General features: G+C 60.5%; 21 protein-coding genes. 19 read left to right on the top strand and 2 right to left on the bottom strand.

What is annotated here, in order from left to right:
- Positions 1 to 6 precede the first annotated feature (6 nt).
- The gene (locus AM329_RS19705) at positions 7 to 978 is read right to left on the bottom strand and encodes a TRAP transporter substrate-binding protein (protein WP_023323840.1); all 972 of its coding nucleotides are present in this window, start codon (positions 976 to 978) and stop codon (positions 7 to 9) included.
- Between the two features lie 234 nt (positions 979 to 1212).
- Entirely contained in the window at positions 1213 to 1455 is a 243-nt protein-coding gene (gene tusA, locus AM329_RS19700; RefSeq protein ID WP_032608069.1) for a sulfurtransferase TusA, read from the bottom strand.
- Positions 1456 to 1624: 169 nt separating this feature from the next.
- Here tusA and AM329_RS19695 point away from each other — a divergent pair, with 169 nt between their 5' ends.
- From AM329_RS19695 to AM329_RS19605, 19 genes are all read left to right on the top strand, one after another.
- Positions 1625 to 2290, top strand: a complete 666-nt coding sequence (locus tag AM329_RS19695; protein ID WP_003861274.1) for a 7-cyano-7-deazaguanine/7-aminomethyl-7-deazaguanine transporter — start codon at positions 1625 to 1627, stop codon at positions 2288 to 2290.
- Between the two features lie 72 nt (positions 2291 to 2362).
- Positions 2363 to 2920 (top strand): DcrB family lipoprotein, encoded by a 558-nt coding sequence (locus tag AM329_RS19690; RefSeq protein ID WP_003861272.1) that lies wholly within the window; start codon positions 2363 to 2365, stop codon positions 2918 to 2920.
- A gap of 135 nt (positions 2921 to 3055) precedes the next feature.
- Positions 3056 to 4105 carry an AI-2E family transporter gene (locus AM329_RS19685; RefSeq protein ID WP_003861270.1) on the top strand — a complete coding sequence of 350 codons (1050 nt, stop codon included), beginning with the start codon at positions 3056 to 3058 and terminating at the stop codon, positions 4103 to 4105.
- Positions 4106 to 4230: 125 nt separating this feature from the next.
- The gene (locus AM329_RS19680; protein WP_017384119.1) at positions 4231 to 4953 is read left to right on the top strand and encodes a beta-ketoacyl synthase chain length factor; all 723 of its coding nucleotides are present in this window, start codon (positions 4231 to 4233) and stop codon (positions 4951 to 4953) included.
- The gene (locus AM329_RS19675) at positions 4950 to 5765 is read left to right on the top strand and encodes a 1-acyl-sn-glycerol-3-phosphate acyltransferase (RefSeq protein ID WP_023314978.1); all 816 of its coding nucleotides are present in this window, start codon (positions 4950 to 4952) and stop codon (positions 5763 to 5765) included. The genes AM329_RS19680 and AM329_RS19675 overlap by 4 nt, the downstream gene beginning before the upstream one ends.
- The gene (locus AM329_RS19670) at positions 5746 to 6003 is read left to right on the top strand and encodes a phosphopantetheine-binding protein (protein WP_003861263.1); all 258 of its coding nucleotides are present in this window, start codon (positions 5746 to 5748) and stop codon (positions 6001 to 6003) included. The genes AM329_RS19675 and AM329_RS19670 overlap by 20 nt, the downstream gene beginning before the upstream one ends.
- Positions 6004 to 6014: 11 nt before the next feature.
- Positions 6015 to 6266, top strand: coding sequence for an acyl carrier protein (locus tag AM329_RS19665; protein WP_003861262.1), 252 nt, complete (start codon positions 6015 to 6017; stop codon positions 6264 to 6266).
- Complete coding sequence (locus AM329_RS19660) at positions 6238 to 6837, top strand: hypothetical protein (protein ID WP_003861260.1); 600 nt, start codon at positions 6238 to 6240, stop codon at positions 6835 to 6837. The genes AM329_RS19665 and AM329_RS19660 overlap by 29 nt, the downstream gene beginning before the upstream one ends.
- Positions 6830 to 8176 (top strand): AMP-binding protein, encoded by a 1347-nt coding sequence (locus tag AM329_RS19655; protein WP_003861258.1) that lies wholly within the window; start codon positions 6830 to 6832, stop codon positions 8174 to 8176. Before AM329_RS19660 ends, AM329_RS19655 begins: the two co-directional genes overlap by 8 nt.
- The gene (locus tag AM329_RS19650; RefSeq protein WP_003861256.1) at positions 8163 to 8513 is read left to right on the top strand and encodes a hydroxymyristoyl-ACP dehydratase; all 351 of its coding nucleotides are present in this window, start codon (positions 8163 to 8165) and stop codon (positions 8511 to 8513) included. Before AM329_RS19655 ends, AM329_RS19650 begins: the two co-directional genes overlap by 14 nt.
- Positions 8504 to 10195 carry a glycosyltransferase gene (locus AM329_RS19645; protein ID WP_023323844.1) on the top strand — a complete coding sequence of 564 codons (1692 nt, stop codon included), beginning with the start codon at positions 8504 to 8506 and terminating at the stop codon, positions 10193 to 10195. Before AM329_RS19650 ends, AM329_RS19645 begins: the two co-directional genes overlap by 10 nt.
- 3 nt (positions 10196 to 10198) lie before the next feature.
- Positions 10199 to 10621 carry a thioesterase family protein gene (locus tag AM329_RS19640; protein WP_003861252.1) on the top strand — a complete coding sequence of 141 codons (423 nt, stop codon included), beginning with the start codon at positions 10199 to 10201 and terminating at the stop codon, positions 10619 to 10621.
- Positions 10618 to 11223, top strand: a complete 606-nt coding sequence (locus AM329_RS19635) for an outer membrane lipoprotein carrier protein LolA (RefSeq protein WP_022651976.1) — start codon at positions 10618 to 10620, stop codon at positions 11221 to 11223. The genes AM329_RS19640 and AM329_RS19635 overlap by 4 nt, the downstream gene beginning before the upstream one ends.
- Entirely contained in the window at positions 11192 to 13513 is a 2322-nt protein-coding gene (locus tag AM329_RS19630; RefSeq protein WP_032608071.1) for an MMPL family transporter, read from the top strand. Before AM329_RS19635 ends, AM329_RS19630 begins: the two co-directional genes overlap by 32 nt.
- Positions 13510 to 14088, top strand: coding sequence for a DUF3261 domain-containing protein (locus tag AM329_RS19625; RefSeq protein WP_003861246.1), 579 nt, complete (start codon positions 13510 to 13512; stop codon positions 14086 to 14088). The genes AM329_RS19630 and AM329_RS19625 overlap by 4 nt, the downstream gene beginning before the upstream one ends.
- Before the next feature lies 1 nt (position 14089).
- On the top strand, positions 14090 to 15256 hold the full coding sequence (locus AM329_RS19620; protein ID WP_022651979.1) for a beta-ketoacyl-[acyl-carrier-protein] synthase family protein: 1167 nt from the start codon (positions 14090 to 14092) through the stop codon (positions 15254 to 15256).
- Positions 15256 to 15729, top strand: coding sequence for a 3-hydroxy-fatty acyl-ACP dehydratase (locus AM329_RS19615; RefSeq protein WP_003861241.1), 474 nt, complete (start codon positions 15256 to 15258; stop codon positions 15727 to 15729). Before AM329_RS19620 ends, AM329_RS19615 begins: the two co-directional genes overlap by 1 nt.
- On the top strand, positions 15723 to 16454 hold the full coding sequence (locus tag AM329_RS19610) for a 3-ketoacyl-ACP reductase FabG2 (RefSeq protein ID WP_032608074.1): 732 nt from the start codon (positions 15723 to 15725) through the stop codon (positions 16452 to 16454). Before AM329_RS19615 ends, AM329_RS19610 begins: the two co-directional genes overlap by 7 nt.
- Complete coding sequence (locus tag AM329_RS19605; RefSeq protein WP_023314986.1) at positions 16451 to 17680, top strand: beta-ketoacyl-ACP synthase; 1230 nt, start codon at positions 16451 to 16453, stop codon at positions 17678 to 17680. The genes AM329_RS19610 and AM329_RS19605 overlap by 4 nt, the downstream gene beginning before the upstream one ends.

Genomic DNA, 17680 nt, shown 5'->3' with positions numbered 1-17680 from the left:
TCCGGCTTACTGAACGTCAGCGATGGCTTTCATCAGATCCTGATGCTTATCGCCATACTGCGCGCGCACCGGCTCTGTCGCCTTGATAAACACCGTTTTATCGATGTCGTGGAACTGCACGCCGCCGGCCTTCATTTTCGCCAGCGCCTGGTCGTTATACGCATTCCACAGCTTGCGCTGCTCGAACTGCGCTTCGCGGGCCAGCGTCAGGATCTTTTGCTGTTCGTCAGCGCTGAGCTTGTCCCATTTCACTTTGGAGTAGAGCAGCATTTCCGGGGTGATGAAGTGGCCGCTCAGCGTGTAGTTTTTGGCGACCGGCATATAGTTGTGGGCGATAAAGGTTGGCGGGTTGTTCTCCGCGCCGTCGATCACCCCGGTCTGCATGCCGCTGTAAACCTCGCTGACGCCCATCGCCACCGAGTTCGCCCCCATCGCTTTCAGCGTGGCCAGCGCCACCGGGCTGCCCTGCACGCGGATTTTCTTCCCTTTCAGATCGTCCGGTTTGACGATCGGCTCTTTGGTGATCAGGTTGCGGGTGCCGGAATCCATCCAGCCAAGGAAGACCAGACGCGATTTCGGGTTGGCGGTGAGTTTGTCGCCGATCTGCTTGCCGATATCCCCGTCAATCACCTTGTGCATGTGGTCTTCATCGCGGAATACGTAGGGCAGGGTAAACACTTCGATATCCGGCAGGATGGCGGCCACCGGCGCCATGGAGACGCGGATCATGTCGATCGCCCCCATCTGCGCCTGCTCAATCATCTGCTTTTCATCCCCCAGCACGCCGCCGGGGAAGACCTTAATCTCCAGCTTGCCATCGGTTTGTTGTTTGAGTTTTTCACCCATGTGCTGGACCGCCACCACGTTCGGGTAGCCTTCGGGATGCACATCGGCGGCTTTAATGGTCTGGGCAGAAACGGTGCAGGCGAAAGCAGTCAGACACAGCGCGGCCAGTAACGGCTTGAGGGTCGTTTTCATTAAGTCAACTCCAGGGTAGTGAGATAAGCGTTAAAACGATGTTTTAATTTTTGACGCTTAAAAATTAGACTACGGCTGGAAAAGGGAGGGTGAAGCGCCTCACAAAAAGCGCGAAATTTTGAAACGATGGTTCGAAATTGTGATGAGTACTTGTCGGGTGGCGACTGCGCCTTACCCGACCTACTACACCCGTAGGCCCGTGCAAGCGAAGCGCCGCCGGGCGTCAGGCCGCACTTACCTCTTACGAATCAAATACCGGTACGGCAAGGTCTCGGTTTGCTGCGCCACCAGTTCATGTTCCATAAAGGTACAAAAGCCGGGGATATCACGGGTGGTAGCCGGGTCATCGGCGACGATCAGCAGCGTTTCGCCACTCTGCATGTTACGGACGGTTTTACGCACCATCATTACCGGCTCCGGGCAACGGAGGCCCTGAGCATCAAGCGTGTGGTCTGGGCTGGAAAACAGGTCGGTCATTTTCTTCTCGTTCAGGTAAAAACGGCTGTAGTTTACGCCCCGCTATCGCCAATGCAAACCAGGTTAACGATTGCGTGAAAATTAGCCATTGCAAAGTGTCGTCAAAGCAGTATCATGCGGCGGCTTTATTGGGTTCCCTCACCCCAAATATTAATCAAAAAGGTACAATATGAACTCCTTTACACAATCGCAGCGCGTCAAGGCGTTGTTCTGGCTTTCGCTATTTCATCTGCTGGTGATCATCTCCAGTAACTATCTGGTACAGCTCCCCATCTCCATTTTTGGTTTCCATACCACCTGGGGCGCGTTCAGTTTCCCGTTTATTTTCCTTGCGACGGATTTAACCGTGCGTATTTTTGGCGCACCGCTGGCGCGGCGGATTATTTTTGCGGTGATGATCCCGGCACTGTTTGTCTCCTACGCCATCTCCTCGCTGTTTTACATGGGAAGCTGGCAGGGCTTCGAAGCGCTGACGCACTTCAACCTGTTCGTCGCGCGTATTGCCACCGCCAGCTTTATGGCCTACGCCCTGGGGCAGATCCTCGATGTCCACGTGTTTAACCGCCTGCGTCAAAACCATCGCTGGTGGATGGCGCCAACGGCCTCCACGCTGTTCGGTAACGTGAGCGATACGCTGGCCTTCTTCTTCATCGCCTTCTGGCGCAGCCCGGACGCCTTCATGGCAGAACACTGGATGGAAATCGCTCTGGTGGACTACGCCTTTAAGGTGCTTATTAGCCTGGTCTTCTTCCTGCCGATGTACGGCGTACTGTTGAATATGCTGCTGAAAAGGCTGGCAGATAAATCTGAAATCTCCGCATTGCAGGCAGGTTAAGGGTTCGCTTTATCAGTTGTGATAAGATGAACGAATGAGCCGTTATGGCCGTTTATCGAAAGGAAGAAGTCAATGCGCAATCTGGTTAAATATGTCGGGATTGGCCTGCTGGTTGTTGGCCTTGCAGCCTGTGATAACAGCGACACCAAAACGCCTGCTCAGGGCGCGTCAGCAGAAAGCAACGCCACCGGTCAGCCGGTGAGCCTGATGGATGGCAAACTCAGTTTCTCTCTGCCCGCGGACATGACCGACCAGAGCGGTAAGCTGGGTACCCAGGCGAACAATATGCACGTCTATTCCGATGCCACCGGCCAAAAAGCGGTGATTGTGATCGTCGGTGACGATACCAGCGAAGATCTGGGCGTGCTGGCCAAACGCCTGGAAGATCAGCAGCGCAGCCGCGACCCGCAGCTTCAGGTGGTCACCAACAAGTCTGTTGAACTGAAAGGCCACACGCTGCAACAGCTGGACAGCATCATCTCTGCCAAAGGCCAGACCGCGTACTCCTCCGTGGTGCTCGGCAAGGTGGACAATAAACTGCTGACCATGCAGATCACCCTGCCGGCAGATAATCAGCAGAAAGCGCAGACCGCCGCTGAAAACATCATTAACACCCTCGTGATCCAGTAATCGTTCACCGGGATGCCGTGGCCTCCGTCGCTTGCGCCGGGGGCCATTTTTTTGCCACGACTTTCAGACTAACGCTCCAGACGAAGCCCATCCGGCACACTACAATTAACACGCCCCCCGGAAAAAGGAATTCTTATGACTGCCAGCCCGCCCGACAAAGCCGGACTTCATATTTTATTAAAACTTGCCTGCCTGGTGGTTATCCTTGCGGGTATCCACGCGGCGGCGGATATCATTGTTCAGCTTCTGCTGGCGCTGTTTTTCGCCATTGTGCTCAACCCGCTGGTGACATGGTTTTTACGCCGGGGCATCAGCCGCCCAGTCGCGATTACCATTGTGGTGATGGTGATGCTGGTTGTCCTGACGGCGCTGTTCGGCGTGCTCGCCGCCTCGCTGAGCGAATTTTCCACCATGCTGCCGCAGTACAATAAAGAGCTGACGCGCAAGCTGGTCGATCTTCAGCGCATGTTGCCATTCGTGAATCTGCATATCTCACCGGAACGGATGCTGCGCCGGATGGATTCCGAGAAGGTGATGACCTACGCCACCACGTTGATGACCGGGCTTTCCGGGGCAATGGCCAGCATTCTGCTGCTGGTGATGACGGTGGTGTTTATGCTGTTCGAAGTGCGCCACGTGCCGTATAAGCTGCGTTTTGCCCTGAACAATCCGCAGATCCACATTGCCGGCTTGCACCGCGCGCTGAAGGGCGTGTCCAAGTATCTGGCGCTGAAAACATTGTTAAGCCTGTGGACCGGCGTGATCGTCTGGCTGGGGCTGGTACTGCTGGACGTGCAGTTCGCGCTGATGTGGGGCGTGCTGGCGTTTTTACTGAACTACGTACCCAATATCGGCGCGGTGCTTTCCGCCGTTCCGCCGATGATCCAGGCGTTCCTGTTTAACGGTTTTTATGAGTGCATGCTGGTAGGGGCGCTGTTCCTCGTCGTGCATATGGTGCTGGGTAACATTCTTGAGCCGCGCATGATGGGCCACCGTCTGGGCATGTCGACGATGGTGGTGTTTTTATCGTTACTGATCTGGGGATGGCTGCTGGGTCCGGTGGGCATGCTGCTCTCCGTGCCGCTCACCAGCGTCTGTAAAATCTGGATGGAAACCACGAAAGGAGGCAGTAAACTCGCCATTCTTCTGGGTCCGGGTCGGCCAAAAAGCCGTTTGCCGGGATAACCGGGTGGAAAGGGTCAAAAGTGACGTTTATTCGCCAGCGCGACGACAACATTGTACGATGTGCGCAGTAAATCGCGCTGGCGAAGAAAAAGTCACAGAAACAGGTTTATCGCGGACGCGCGTAGATGAAATTTACACTTACCCTTATCGACTGGCAGGCAAGAGCGCCAGGACTCAGCGATGCCGACGAATGGCAGGCATGGTCACGCCGGTCTGACGCCATCGATCCCGCTGCACCGCTGGCGAAACTGACCGATCTGCCGATGATGACCGCCCGCCGCCTGAATTCAGGCAGCAGGCTGGCCGTCGATCTTGGCCTGATGATGCTGCGCAAACACCGCATCGATGCCGTCGTCTACAGCAGCCGTCATGGGGAGCTGGAGCGCAATTTCCGTATTCTCCAGGCCCTGGCGGCAGAACAGCCCGTTTCCCCCACCGATTTTGCCATGTCGGTACACAACTCGGCGGTCGGCAATCTCACTATCGCCGCGCGTCAGCCTGTTGTCTCTTCGTCGGTTTCCGCCGGTATGGATACCTTCCAGCAGAGCTTGTGCGACGTGCTGAGCCTGCTGCATGCGGGCTACTCCCGCGTATTGCTGGTGGATTTCGACGGTCTGCTGCCTGATTTTTATCACGCCGGGTTGCCACCGCAGATGCCCGTCTGGCCCTACGCGCTGGCGCTGGTGATTGAAGCCGGAAATACGCTCAGCTGTGAAACGCACGTCAACCGCACGCCTGAAGAGCCCGCGCTGCCGCAAAGCCTCCAGTTCCTGCGCCATTACCTGCGGGACGAGCGCCAGTTCACCCTGCCGGGCGAGCGCCTGCTGTGGCAATGGACGCGCCAATGAGAGGGTTACGTTCCCGCCTCGATCGGTTATGGCGGATGCTGATGACCGGATTGTGCTTCGCCCTGTTCGGCCTCGGCGGACTGACGCTGTCGCTGGTATGGTTTAACCTGCTGCTGATTTTCCAGCGCGACCGCACCCAACGTCGCCGCCTGGCACGCCGTACTATTTCTGCCAGTTTTCGCCTGTTCCTCGCGGTGGTACGCGGTGTAGGGGTACTGGATTACCGTTTCAACAACCTGGACGTTCTACGCGCCGAGCGGGGCTGTCTGGTGATTGCGAATCATCCCTCGCTGCTGGACTACGTTCTGCTGGCGTCGGTGATGAACGAAACCGACTGTCTGGTGAAAAGCGCGTTGCTGCGTAACCCGTTCGTCAGCGGCGTGATCCGCGCGGCTGACTATCTGATTAACAGCGAAGCCGACACGCTGCTTGCCGCAAGCCAGCAGCGTCTGTCCCAGGGCGACACCCTGCTTATCTTCCCTGAAGGCACCCGCACCCGGGTGGGGGAAGTCATGACCCTGCAACGTGGGGCGGCGAATATCGCCGTTCGCTGCAACAGCGCCGTGCGCGTGGTGGTGATCCACTGTAGCGAACGGATGCTGGATAAACAGAGCAGCTGGTATAACGTGCCCCCCAACAAACCTGTTTTCACCGTGGATGTTCGCGAACGCATCAACATTCATGATTTTTATGATGCGAGTCAGCACGAACCCGCGCTGGCAGCAAGGCAGTTAAACCGGCATATGCAGCATCAGTTAACAACCGGTCTTCAATCTTTGTCAGGAACGAAAGATGCAAGCGCTCTATCTTGAAATTAAGAATCTCATTATCTCTACGCTGAATCTGGAAGAACTTACCCCAGAGGATATTGATACAGACGCCGCGCTCTTTGGCGACGGCCTCGGTCTGGACTCAATCGACGCCCTTGAGCTGGGGCTGGCGGTAAAAAATCAGTACGGCGTAGTGCTTTCTGCCGAAAGTGATGAGATGCGTCAGCACTTTTATTCCGTTGCCACGCTCGCGGCTTTTATCCATCAACAACGCGCCTGAGAATGACCGCTATGACAGAACAACAAACGATTTATCAGGAAGTCTCTGCGCTTCTTATTACGCTGTTTGAAATCGCCCCGGAGGATATTACCCCTGAGGCACGTCTTTACGAGGATCTGGACCTCGACAGCATTGATGCCGTCGATATGGTGGTGCACCTGCAAAAGAAAACGGGCCATAAAATCAAGCCTGAAACCTTCAAAGCGGTGCGCACGGTGCAGGACGTCGTGGACGTTGTGGAACAGCTTCAGCGCGACGCGTAACGTGCGTTCGATTCCAGTTCTTCCCGCCCTGACGGGGCTGATGCTGCTGGCATGGCCGTTTTTGATCGGCTTCGGGCTGGCGAATAATAGCCTGCACGGGATACTGCCCGTGATGGCGCTGGTGCTGCTGATGCGCGTCTGCCAGGCCCGTCGGCAGGGCGGCCCCCTGCGTTATCTGTTCGTAAGCGTGGCGCTGGCCGGCATAGCGCTTTGCGCGGCGAGCTACGTCCTGCACGCGCACCAGTGGGTGCTGTTATATCCGGTGGTGGTGAATCTGGTGATGCTGGTGGTGTTTGGCGGTTCGCTGTGGACGGCAATGCCCGTCGTCGAACGACTGGCGCGCCTGCGTGAACCGGACCTCTCCCCCGTCGGGGTACGTTACACGCGCCGGGTTACCCAGGTCTGGTGCGGCTTTTTTATTATCAACGGGGCGATCGCGCTGTTTACCGTATTACACGCCGATATCCGTCTGTGGACGCTGTGGAACGGGATGATTGCCTATCTCCTGATGGGCACGCTGATGGCTGGCGAGTGGCTGGTGCGACAACGGGTGAAGAAAAACGATGCTTAACCCTCTTCCGCTTAGCCAGTGGCTCAGTGCGCCCCGCCCTGACGACACCCCTGTCGCCTGGCAGGACGACCATCTCTGGACGCTTGGCGATCTGCGCCACGACGTCACTCAGCTGGTCGACACGCTGCGTCGTGAAGATGGCGAGCGCTGGGCGCTGTGCATCGAAAACGGCTATCTGTTTATTGTCGCGCTGCTGGCGACGCTGCATGCGGGTAAAACGCCGGTCCTCCCCGGGCACAGCCGGGCGGCGCAGCTTAACGAACAGCGGGCGCTGTTCAGCGGCGTCCTGAGCGACACCACGCTCGATTTTCAGGGGCAACAGCTGCGGGTGGCTTCCGCTCAGCGGGCAGGCCATCCCTTTTCACCGCTGCCTGCCATCGGTGAGATGCGCACGATCGAGCTTTACACCTCCGGCTCGACCGGCACGCCGCAGCGGGTGAGTAAGCCGGTGGTCAGCCTGGATCGTGAGGCTCGTCTTCTGGCGGCGCATTTTGGCGAGCGTCTGGCGGGCTGTCACGTCGTGGCTTCCGTGGTGCTGCACCACCTGTATGGCCTGACGTTTCGTGTCGTCTTACCCATGGCGCTCGGCCTGCCGCTGCACGCCAGCCTGCTCAACTATGCCGAGCAGCTCTCTGCCCTTCCCGACGATAAACGCTATCTTTTCATCAGCAGTCCGGCGTTTCTCAAGCGGCTGGACGCGTCACTGACGCCGCCCCCCGTCAACCTGCTCTTCTCCGCTGGCGGCGCGCTGCCCTGGCAGGAGGTCGCCGCGGTTCAGGCCTGGCTCAACGTCTGGCCGGATGAAATATACGGCAGCACGGAAACAGGCGTAATGGCCTGGCGCTATCGTCAGGAGGAAAGCACCCGCTGGCAACCTTTCCCCGGCGTGACGTTTCACGGCGATCGCGTGATGTCGCCGCTGATCCCCGAGGTGGAGGGGGTCGTGCTGGATGATATCCTGCACTTCACGGCTGACGGGCAGTTCAGCCTCGTCGGGCGCCGCGGTCGGGTGGTCAAAATTGAAGATAAACGCATTTCACTCGATGACATTGAGCGCCGCCTGTTGGCGCTGGACGGCATCCGCGAGGCCGCCGCGCTGACGGTGACGCGCGGCGGGCGTCAGGGCATTGGCGTATTGCTGGTGCTGAATGAAGCGGTGCGTCAGCAACACGAACAGGGCAAAAAAGCGCAGGAGCTCGCCTGGCGATGCGCCCTTCGCCCCTGGCTTGAACCGGTTGCCGTGCCGCGCTACTGGCGGATCGTTGATGAAATCCCGGTCAACAGCATGAACAAGCGCGTGACTGCGCAGCTACAGGAGTTGTTTCATGAAGATCCCTGAAATCGGGCGCCTCCAGCCCGATCCACAGCATCTGGAGATAACCTTTTATCTTGATCCTGACCTGCTCTGGTTTAAGGGACATTTCGCCGTACAGCCGCTGCTGCCGGGCGTGGCCCAGCTCGACTGGGTAATGCATTACGCTGCCGCGCTGGCGCCGGGCTACCGTTTTCACAGTATTCAGAACGTGAAGTTCGCCGCCCCGCTGTTGCCGGAGAATACGGTCACGCTGCTCCTTGCCTGGCAGCCCGAACGCGAGATGCTGACCTTTAGCTACCAGCGCCATGCGGGTAACGAGCGCCACACCGCCAGCAGCGGGAAGATTCGCTTATGTCAGTAACCTTCCGTCCCTGCGTGCTGATCCCGTGCTATAACCACGGGGTGATGATGGCTTCGGTGCTGGCGCGCCTGGCGCCTTTCGATCTGCCCTGTCTGGTGGTGGACGACGGCAGCGATGAAACCACGCGCCGCACGCTTGAAGCGCTGGCGGCGGATCGTCCGCAGGTCACGCTACTGCGGCTGGCCGAAAACAGCGGCAAAGGCGCGGCGGTGATGCAGGGGCTGAAAGACTGCGCCGATCGCGGCTTCACCCACGCCGTTCAGGTGGACGCTGACGGCCAGCACGCTATCGAAGACATCCCCAAACTGCTGGCGCTGGCCGAACGCCATCCCGATGCGCTCATTTCCGGGCAGCCCGTTTACGATGACTCGATCCCCCGTTCGCGCCTGTACGGCCGCTGGATAACGCACGTCTGGGTCTGGATTGAAACCCTCTCCCTGCAACTGAAAGACAGCATGTGCGGGTTTCGCGTTTACCCGATAGCCCCGGTTTTGCGCCTTGCAGCAACCACGCCGCTCGGCAGGCGAATGGATTTTGATACCGAAGTGATGGTGCGCCTCTACTGGCAGGGCAACACCAGCTATTTTCTGCCCACCCGCGTGACCTATCCGCCGGACGGGGTATCCCATTTCGATGCCCTGAAAGACAACGTGCGCATCTCGTTGATGCATACCCGTCTGTTTCTCGGCATGCTGCCGCGCATTCCTTCCCTGCTGATGCGTCGCCGCTCGCAGCACTGGGCGCAGCAGCAGGAGGTGAAAGGATTATGGGGCATGCGCCTGATGCTGCGCGTCTGGCAACTGCTGGGGCGTAAGGCGTTTACCGCCCTGCTGTGGCCGGTTACGGCCGTCTACTGGCTAACCGCCCGCGCTGCGCGTCAGGCGTCGCAGCAGTGGCTGGCGCGGGTTAAAACGGTGATGGCACAGCGGCAAATGCCGCAACCCGCGCGGCTTAACAGTTTTTCCCACTTCCTGCGCTTCGGTCATGCCATGCTGAACAAAGTGGCCAGCTGGCGCGGCGAAATGAAACTCCATCGCGATCTGGTCTTTGCGCCAGGCGCGCAGGAGGCGCTGGGGCTCGACGATCCTCAGGGCAAACTGCTGCTCGCGTCGCATCTTGGCGATGTGGAAGCCTGCCGGGCGCTGGCCCAGCGCGAAGGGGCGAAAACCATCAACGCGCTGGTCTTTAGCGACAACGCCAGACGTTTTAAGCAGGTGATGGAGGAGATGGCGCCGCAGGCGGGCATTCACCTGATGCCGGTCACCGACATTGGCCCGGAGACCGCCATCCTCATCAAAGAGAAGCTGGATCGCGGCGAATGGGTGGCGATCGTGGGCGATCGCATTGCCGTCACCCCGCAGCGCGGCGGCAGCTGGCGGGTGATATGGAGCGAATTTATGGGCCAGCCCGCGCCGTTCCCGCAGGGGCCGTTTATCCTGGCGTCCATTTTGCGCTGCCCGGTGGTGCTGATTTTTGCCCTCTGTCAGCAGGGAAAGCTGACCCTGCACTGCGAGCCGTTTGCCGACCCGCTGCTGCTGCCGCGCGGCGAACGCCAGCAGGCGCTACAGCAGACCGTCGACCGCTATGCGGAGCGGCTGGAGCATTACGCGCTCTTGTCGCCGCTCGACTGGTTTAATTTTTTCGATTTCTGGCAGCTGCCAGAGATCAACGAGAAGGAGTAAAGGGTGCTGACCGATCCCCGCTTTACGGCTGAAGTTGAAATCACCGTTCCGTTCCACGACGTCGATATGATGGGCGTGGTGTGGCACGGCAACTACTTCCGCTACTTTGAGATTGCCCGCGAAGCGCTGCTCAACCAGTTTGATTACGGCTATCGCCAGATGAAAGCGTCCGGCTACGTCTGGCCGGTGGTGGATACCCGGGTGAAATACCGCGACGCGGTGACCTTCGAGCAGCGCATTCGCATCCGCGCCCACATTGAAGAGGTTGAAAACCGTCTGCGCATCGCCTATCAAATCTTCGACGCGCAAACCGGGAAACGCACCACCACCGGCTACACCATTCAGGTGGCGGTGGAAGAAGCAAGCCGGGAGATGTGCTTTGTCAGCCCGGCCATTCTGTTCGAACGCATGGGGATCGCGCCATGAAATGGATAACGCTACTCGCGCTGCTGGTAAGCCCGCTGGTGAACGCGGTCACGCTGGATGAACTGCAACAGCGGTTTGCGGAGCAACCGGTAGTGCGCGCACACTTCGAACAGACCCGCACGATCAAGGATATGCCTCAGCCCCTGCGCTCGCAGGGGGAGATGCTAATCGCCCGTGACAATGGCCTGCTGTGGGATCAAAAAGCGCCGTTCCCGATGACGCTGCTGCTGGATGACAAACGGATGGTGCAGATCGTCAACGGTCAGTCGCCGCAGACCATTACCGCCGACACTAACCCGCAGATGTTTCAGTTCAACCATCTGCTGCGGGCGCTGTTCCAGGCCGACCGCAAGGTACTGGAAGAGAACTTCCGCGTCGATTTCAAAGACCTGGGCGAAGGCCGCTGGTCGCTGGTGCTGACGCCCGTCACCACGCCGCTGGACAAGATTTTCTCCACCCTTGATTTGAAGGGCGCGATCTATCTGGAATCCATTCGCCTGAACGATAAGCAGGGCGACACGACGGATATCGCCCTCTCCCGCCACCAACTGACGCCCGCCCGCCTGACTGATGCAGAACGCCAGCGCTTTGCCGCACCGTAACGCCCTGCGCCCGGCGCTGCTGTGGGCCGCGGTATGCCTGATCCTGCTGGGCGTGCTGCTGTCGCTGCTGCCTGGCGCGCGGCTGAACAGCAGCGTGCTCGCCATGCTGCCGAAACAGACGCTCGGCGCGATCCCTCCCGCTCTCAACGACGGATTTATGCAGCGCCTCGACCGCCAGCTCATCTGGCTGGTCAGCCCCGGCAAACAGCCGGACCCGCGCGTGGCGCAGCAGTGGTTAACCCTGCTGCAACGCAGCCAGGCGCTGAGTGTCGTAAAAGGTCCGCTGGATGCCGCCGGGCAACAGGCCTGGGGAGATTTCTTCTGGCAGCACCGCAATGGCCTGGTCGATCCGGCCACCCGCGCCCGCCTGCAAAACGGCGGTGAAGCGCAGGCTCAGTGGATCCTGTCCCAGCTCTACTCCGCCTTTTCCGGCGTGAGCGGCAAGGAGCTGCAAAACGATCCGCTGATGCTGATGCGCGGCGCGCAGCTCGCGCTGGCGAAGAACAGCCAGAAGATGCAGCTGATGGACGGCTGGCTGGTGACAAAAGATGCGGCCGGGAACTACTGGTATCTGCTACACGGCGAGCTGGCGGGCTCGTCGTTTGACATGCAGCAAACCCACCAGCTGGTGACCACCCTCAACGCGTTGCAGCAGACGCTGAAAAGCCAGTATCCACAGGCGCAGCTGCTCTCGCGCGGGACGGTGTTCTACAGCGATTACGCCAGCCAGCAGGCTAAAAACGATATTTCCACGCTTGGCGTCGCCACGGTGCTCGGGGTGATCCTGCTGATTGTGTCGGTGTTTCGCTCCGTGCGTCCGCTGCTGCTGAGCCTGCTCTCCATTGCCATCGGCGCGCTGGCGGGGACGGTCGTGACGCTCCTGCTGTTCGGTGAGCTGCACCTGATGACGCTGGTGATGAGCATGAGCATTATCGGCATCTCGGCGGACTATACGATTTACTACCTCACGGAGCGGATGGTGCACGGCGCGGAACACTCGCCCTGGCAAAGCCTGGCAAAAGTGCGTAACGCGCTGCTGCTGGCGCTGCTGACCACCGTCGTGGCGTATCTCTTCATGATGCTGGCCCCCTTCCCCGGCATTCGTCAGATGGCGGTGTTCGCCGCCGCAGGGCTGAGCGCCTCGTGCCTGACGGTAATGTTCTGGCATCCGTGGTTGTGCCGTGGCATGCCGGTCCGCCCGGTCCCCCTGAGACGGATAATGCAGCGCTGGCTGGACGCCTGGCGCGACGGTAAAGCCCTCTCCGTCGGGCTGCCGGTAGCACTGGCGCTGCTCTCCGCCATCGGGATCGCCAGCCTGCGGGTGGATGACGATATCGCCCGGCTTCAGGCGCTGCCGCAGGACATTCTGGCGCAGGAAAAAACCATCACCGCCCTGACCGGGCAAAATGTCGATCAGAAGTGGTTCGTGGTGTATGGCGCGTCGGCTCAGGAAACGCTGGAGCGGCTGGAGGCATTTACCCCGGCGCTGGCGCAGGCGCAAAAAGCCGGTGAATTAACCCGCTGGCGTACCCTGCCGCTGAACTCGCTGGCGCGACAGAACAGCGATCTGCATCTGCTGCGCAACGCCGCACCGACGGTGGTGAAAATGCTGCAAAGCACGGGGCTGAATGCCGTCCCTCCGAACCTGAACGCCATGCCTGTCAGCGTGGAAGCGTGGCTCGCCAGCCCGGCCAGCGAGGGCTGGCGTTTGCTGTGGCTGACGTTGCCGGACGGCAAAAGCGGTGTGCTGGTCCCGGTCGATGGCGTCAGAAACAGCGCCGCGCTCGGTGAGCTGGCCACCCGCCATCCCGGGGTCGTCTGGGTTGACCGTAAGGCCAGCTTCGACAGCCTGTTTGCGCTCTACCGCTCGCTGCTGTCGGGGCTGCTGGGCGTGGCGCTGGCGGTGATTGCCGGCGGCGCGATGCTACGTCTCGGCTGGCGAAAAGGGCTGGTGGCGCTGGTGCCATCCGTGCTGTCGCTGGGCGGCGGGCTGGCGGCGCTGGCCGTGACGGGCCATCCGGTGAACCTGTTTTCCCTGCTGGCGCTGGTGCTGGTCCTCGGCATTGGCATCAACTACACGCTGTTTTTCAGCAACCCGCGCGGCACGCCGCTGACCTCCATGTTGGCGATTACCCTCGCCATGATGACCACCCTGCTGACGCTGGGGATGCTGGTATTCAGCACCACTCAGGCCATCAGCAGCTTTGGCATTGTGCTGGTGAGCGGTATCTTCACCGCGTTCCTGCTCGCCCCGCTGGCGATGCCGTCTAACAAAGAGAACTTACCATGACCCGTTTCATTCGCCTGGCGGCAGTGATGATGGCCCTGTTGCTGGCGGGGTGTAGCCATACGACGAACCGCGATGACGCGCGCCCTCAGGCCTGGCTCCAGCCCGGTACCCGCGTCACGCTGCCCCCGCCGGGCATCACGCCTGCCATCCGCGCGCAGCAGTTGCTTACCGGCAGTTTTAAAGGCCAGACCCAGTCGCTGCTGGTGATGCTGAACGCCGACGGAAATAAAGTGACGCTTGCCGGCCTCTCCTCCGTCGGGATCCGCCTGTTCCTCGCCACCTACGACGACACCGGGATCCACACCGAGCAGTCGGTTGTGATGCCGCAGCTGCCGCCCGCCAGCCAGGTGCTGGCCGACGTGATGCTGAGCCACTGGCCGCTCAGCGCCTGGCAGCCGCAGTTGCCGAAAGGCTGGACGCTGAACGATACTGACACCAGACGCGAACTGCGCAACCCCGATGGCAAACTGGTCACGGAAATTGTCTACCTGAACCGTAACGGCAGGCGCGAACCGATTAGCATTGTGCAGCACGCTTTTCACTACCACATCACCATTCAATATCTGGGTGACTGAGATGATTTACCTTTCTGCCGTTGGCATGGTCAACGCGCTCGGCAACTCGGCTGATGAAATAGCGGCGAACCTGATCGCTGGCGTGGCCCCCGGGATGCGCCAACGTGCGGGCTGGCTACAGGGCTTACCCGAGGCCGTGCTGGGAGGCGTGGAGGGTGAACTTCCCCCTGTCCCCGAGTCTTTTTCCGCCCATCGCAGCCGCAACAACCAGCTGCTGCTGGCGGCGCTTGCGCAAATCTGGCCCGCCGTCGATGCGGCCATTGCGCGCGTGGGGCGAGACCGCGTGGCGGTTGTGCTGGGCACCAGCACCTCCGGACTGGACGAGGGTGATGAGTACGTGCGCCGCGCGCAGAACGGCGAGCGCAGCCCGCAGTGGCAATATCCGCAGCAGGAGCTGGGCGATCCGTCGCGCTTTCTCGCCAGCTGGCTTGCGCTGGACGGCCCGGCGTATACCATTTCGACCGCCTGCTCCTCCAGCGCGCGGGCGATCATCAGCGGTCGTCGCCTGATCGACGCCGGGCTGGTGGACGTCGCCATCGTCGGCGGGGCCGACAGCCTGAGCCGCATGCCGGTCAACGGCTTCAACAGCCTGGAGTCCTTCTCCCCGACCCTGTGCGAACCGTTTGGCCGCCACCGTCGGGGGATCACCATTGGCGAAGCGGCGGCACTGATGGTGCTGACCCGCGAGCCGGGCGAGGTTGCGCTGCTGGGCGCGGGGGAATCCAGCGATGCGTACCATATTTCCGCCCCACATCCGCAGGGCGAAGGGGCGATCCGCGCCATCAACCAGGCGCTGAACGAGGCGGGCATAACGGCGGCGGACGTCGGCTATATCAACCTGCACGGCACCGCCACGCCGCTGAACGATCGCATTGAGGCGCAGGTTATCCACGATCTCTTTGGCGACCGCGTGCCGTGCAGCTCCACGAAACATCTTACCGGCCACACGCTGGGCGCCGCGGGGATCACCGAGGCCGCCCTGAGCTGGCTGATCCTGACCCGAGACCTGCCGCTGCCGCCGCAGGATTTTTCCCGCTACGCGCCGGACGACACCCTGCCCGCCTTCGGCCTACTGCACCAGAGCGCACCGCTGAATAAACCGGTGATCCTGTCAAACTCCTTCGCGTTTGGCGGCAACAACGCCAGCCTTCTGCTGGGGAGAGTATGATGCACTACTTACCTCCCGGGGATTATCTTCCTCACGACACGCCGATGCTGCTGCTTGAGAGCGTGGAAAGCGTCACCGATGACCGCGCCGTTTGCAGCGTGACGGTGAACGAACGGGGCGTTCTGGCCCCGTTCCTGGACGCGGACGGCAACCTGCCTGGCTGGTTTGCGCTGGAGCTGATGGCCCAGACCGTGGGCGTCTGGTCTGAATGGCACCGGATGCAAAAAGGGCTGCCGCACTGTGCGCTGGGCATGGTGCTGGGCGCGCGCGAGCTGGTGTGCGACGCAGGGCATTTTGCCGCAGGCAGCACGCTGACCATCACCATCGAACGTCTGATGCAGGATGAACGCTTTGGCAGCTTCGAGTGCACCATTCATGCGGATAGTGTCCCCCTCGCCACGGGACGCGTGAACACCTTCCAGCCGAGCGAGGAAGAATTAACCACACTTTTCAACCAGGGAACACCATCATGAGATCCGTACTGGTCACTGGCGCCAGCAAAGGCATTGGCCGCGCTATCGCCCTTCAGCTTGCGGCGGACGGTTTCACCGTCGGCGTGCATTACCATCGTGATGAAGCGGGCGCGCAGGAGACGCTGGAAGCGATTATCCAGGCAGGCGGCGCGGGCCGTTTACTCACCTTCGACGTGGGCAACCGCGAGCAGTGCCGCACGGTGCTGGAACAGGAGATCGCTGACCACGGCGCGTGGTATGGCGTGGTCAGTAACGCCGGTATTACCCGCGACGGCGCATTTCCTGCGCTCAGCGACGATGACTGGGACAGCGTGATCCACACCAATCTCGACAGTTTTTATAACGTCATTCATCCCTGCATTATGCCGATGATCGGCACCCGCAAGGGCGGGCGGATCATCACCCTGTCGTCGGTGTCAGGCATTATGGGCAACCGTGGGCAGGTGAACTACAGCGCGGCGAAAGCCGGGATCATCGGCGCCACCAAAGCGCTCGCCACCGAGCTGGCAAAACGCAAAATCACCGTCAACTGCATCGCGCCGGGGCTGATCGATACCGGCATGATCGAGATGGACGAAGCCGCACTGCACGCGGCGATGTCGATGATCCCGATGCAGCGTATGGGCCAGGCCGAGGAGGTCGCGGGGCTGGCGAGTTACCTGATGTCGGATAAAGCAGGCTATGTGACGCGTCAGGTGATTTCGATTAACGGAGGCATGCTATGACCCGCCGGGTAGTGATTACGGGCATGGGCGGCGTCACCGCGTTCGGCGAGGACTGGCCGACCATCTCGCGCCGTCTGCGCAAGTATGAAAATGCGGTGCGTACCATGACGGAGTGGCAGGCGTATGACGGCCTGCAAACCCTGCTCGCCGCGCCGATTGAAGACTTCACTCTCCCCGCTCACTATACCCGTAAGCGCATTCGCGCCATGGGCCGCGTGTCGCTGCTCTCTACCCGCGCCACCGAGCTGGCGCTGGAGCAGGCGGGACTAATCGACGACGCGGTGCTGACCAACGGTCAGACCGGCATCGCCTACGGCTCGTCGACCGGCAGCACCGGGCCGGTCAGCGAGTTTGCCTCTATGCTCACCGAAAAGCACACCCACAACATCACCGGCACCACTTATGTGCAGATGATGCCGCACACCACGGCGGTGAATACCGGGCTGTTCTTTGGCCTGCGCGGACGGGTGATCCCCACCTCGAGCGCCTGTACCTCTGGCAGCCAGGCGATTGGCTACGCCTGGGAAGCGATTCGTCACGGCTACCAGACGGTGATGGTGGCAGGCGGCGCGGAAGAGCTGTGCCCGTCGGAAGCGGCGGTTTTCGATACCCTGTTTGCCACCAGCCAGCGTAACGACGCGCCAAAAACCACGCCGTCGCCGTTTGACGTTCAGCGCGATGGCCTGGTGATTGGCGAAGGGGCGGGTACGCTGGTGCTGGAAGCGCTGGATCACGCCAGAGCGCGCGGAGCGACAATTTATGGCGAGATCGTGGGCTTTGCCACCAACTGCGATGCGGCGCACATCACCCAGCCCCAGCGTGAAACCATGCAGGTGTGTATGGAGCAGTCGCTGGCGATGGCGGGTCTTGGCCCTCAGGACATTGGCTACATTTCTGCCCACGGCACGGCAACCGATCGCGGGGATATCGCCGAGAGTCAGGCGACCGCCGCCATTTTCGGCGACAGCGTGCCCATCTCATCCTTAAAGAGTTATTTCGGTCATACCCTGGGTGCCTGCGGAGCGCTGGAAGCCTTGCTGAGTCTGCATATGATGCGGGAGGGCTGGTTCACGCCGACGCTCAATTTAAGACAACCGGATGAGCAATGCGGCGCTTTAGATTATATTATGGGGGAAACCCGCCCGATTGATTGCGAATTTATTCAGAGCAATAACTTTGCCTTTGGCGGCATCAATACCTCGATAATCATTAAACGCTGGGCGTAA

Source organism: Enterobacter cloacae complex sp. AR_0002 (genome assembly GCF_001922365.1).
Classification (GTDB): domain Bacteria; phylum Pseudomonadota; class Gammaproteobacteria; order Enterobacterales; family Enterobacteriaceae; genus Enterobacter; species Enterobacter hormaechei_C.
Note: the sequence above shows the minus strand (reverse complement) of the source record. Positions and strands in the feature narration are given on the sequence as shown.

Bases quoted from the DNA above. Each gene is read 5' to 3' on its own strand.
- AM329_RS19675 (WP_023314978.1), top strand. From the start codon at position 4,950: ATGAGAGGGTTACGTTCCCGCCTCGATCGGTTATGGCGGATGCTGATG.
- AM329_RS19655 (WP_003861258.1), top strand. From the start codon at position 6,830: ATGCTTAACCCTCTTCCGCTTAGCCAGTGGCTCAGTGCGCCCCGCCCT.
- tusA (WP_032608069.1), bottom strand. From the start codon at position 1,455: ATGACCGACCTGTTTTCCAGCCCAGACCACACGCTTGATGCTCAGGGC.
- AM329_RS19635 (WP_022651976.1), top strand. From the start codon at position 10,618: ATGAAATGGATAACGCTACTCGCGCTGCTGGTAAGCCCGCTGGTGAAC.
- AM329_RS19695 (WP_003861274.1), top strand. From the start codon at position 1,625: ATGAACTCCTTTACACAATCGCAGCGCGTCAAGGCGTTGTTCTGGCTT.
- AM329_RS19690 (WP_003861272.1), top strand. From the start codon at position 2,363: ATGCGCAATCTGGTTAAATATGTCGGGATTGGCCTGCTGGTTGTTGGC.
- AM329_RS19625 (WP_003861246.1), top strand. From the start codon at position 13,510: ATGACCCGTTTCATTCGCCTGGCGGCAGTGATGATGGCCCTGTTGCTG.
- AM329_RS19620 (WP_022651979.1), top strand. From the start codon at position 14,090: ATGATTTACCTTTCTGCCGTTGGCATGGTCAACGCGCTCGGCAACTCG.
- AM329_RS19665 (WP_003861262.1), top strand. From the start codon at position 6,015: ATGACAGAACAACAAACGATTTATCAGGAAGTCTCTGCGCTTCTTATT.
- AM329_RS19685 (WP_003861270.1), top strand. From the start codon at position 3,056: ATGACTGCCAGCCCGCCCGACAAAGCCGGACTTCATATTTTATTAAAA.
- AM329_RS19650 (WP_003861256.1), top strand. From the start codon at position 8,163: ATGAAGATCCCTGAAATCGGGCGCCTCCAGCCCGATCCACAGCATCTG.
- AM329_RS19630 (WP_032608071.1), top strand. From the start codon at position 11,192: ATGCAGAACGCCAGCGCTTTGCCGCACCGTAACGCCCTGCGCCCGGCG.
- AM329_RS19645 (WP_023323844.1), top strand. From the start codon at position 8,504: ATGTCAGTAACCTTCCGTCCCTGCGTGCTGATCCCGTGCTATAACCAC.
- AM329_RS19705 (WP_023323840.1), bottom strand. From the start codon at position 978: ATGAAAACGACCCTCAAGCCGTTACTGGCCGCGCTGTGTCTGACTGCT.
- AM329_RS19605 (WP_023314986.1), top strand. From the start codon at position 16,451: ATGACCCGCCGGGTAGTGATTACGGGCATGGGCGGCGTCACCGCGTTC.
- AM329_RS19680 (WP_017384119.1), top strand. From the start codon at position 4,231: ATGAAATTTACACTTACCCTTATCGACTGGCAGGCAAGAGCGCCAGGA.
- AM329_RS19670 (WP_003861263.1), top strand. From the start codon at position 5,746: ATGCAAGCGCTCTATCTTGAAATTAAGAATCTCATTATCTCTACGCTG.
- AM329_RS19615 (WP_003861241.1), top strand. From the start codon at position 15,256: ATGCACTACTTACCTCCCGGGGATTATCTTCCTCACGACACGCCGATG.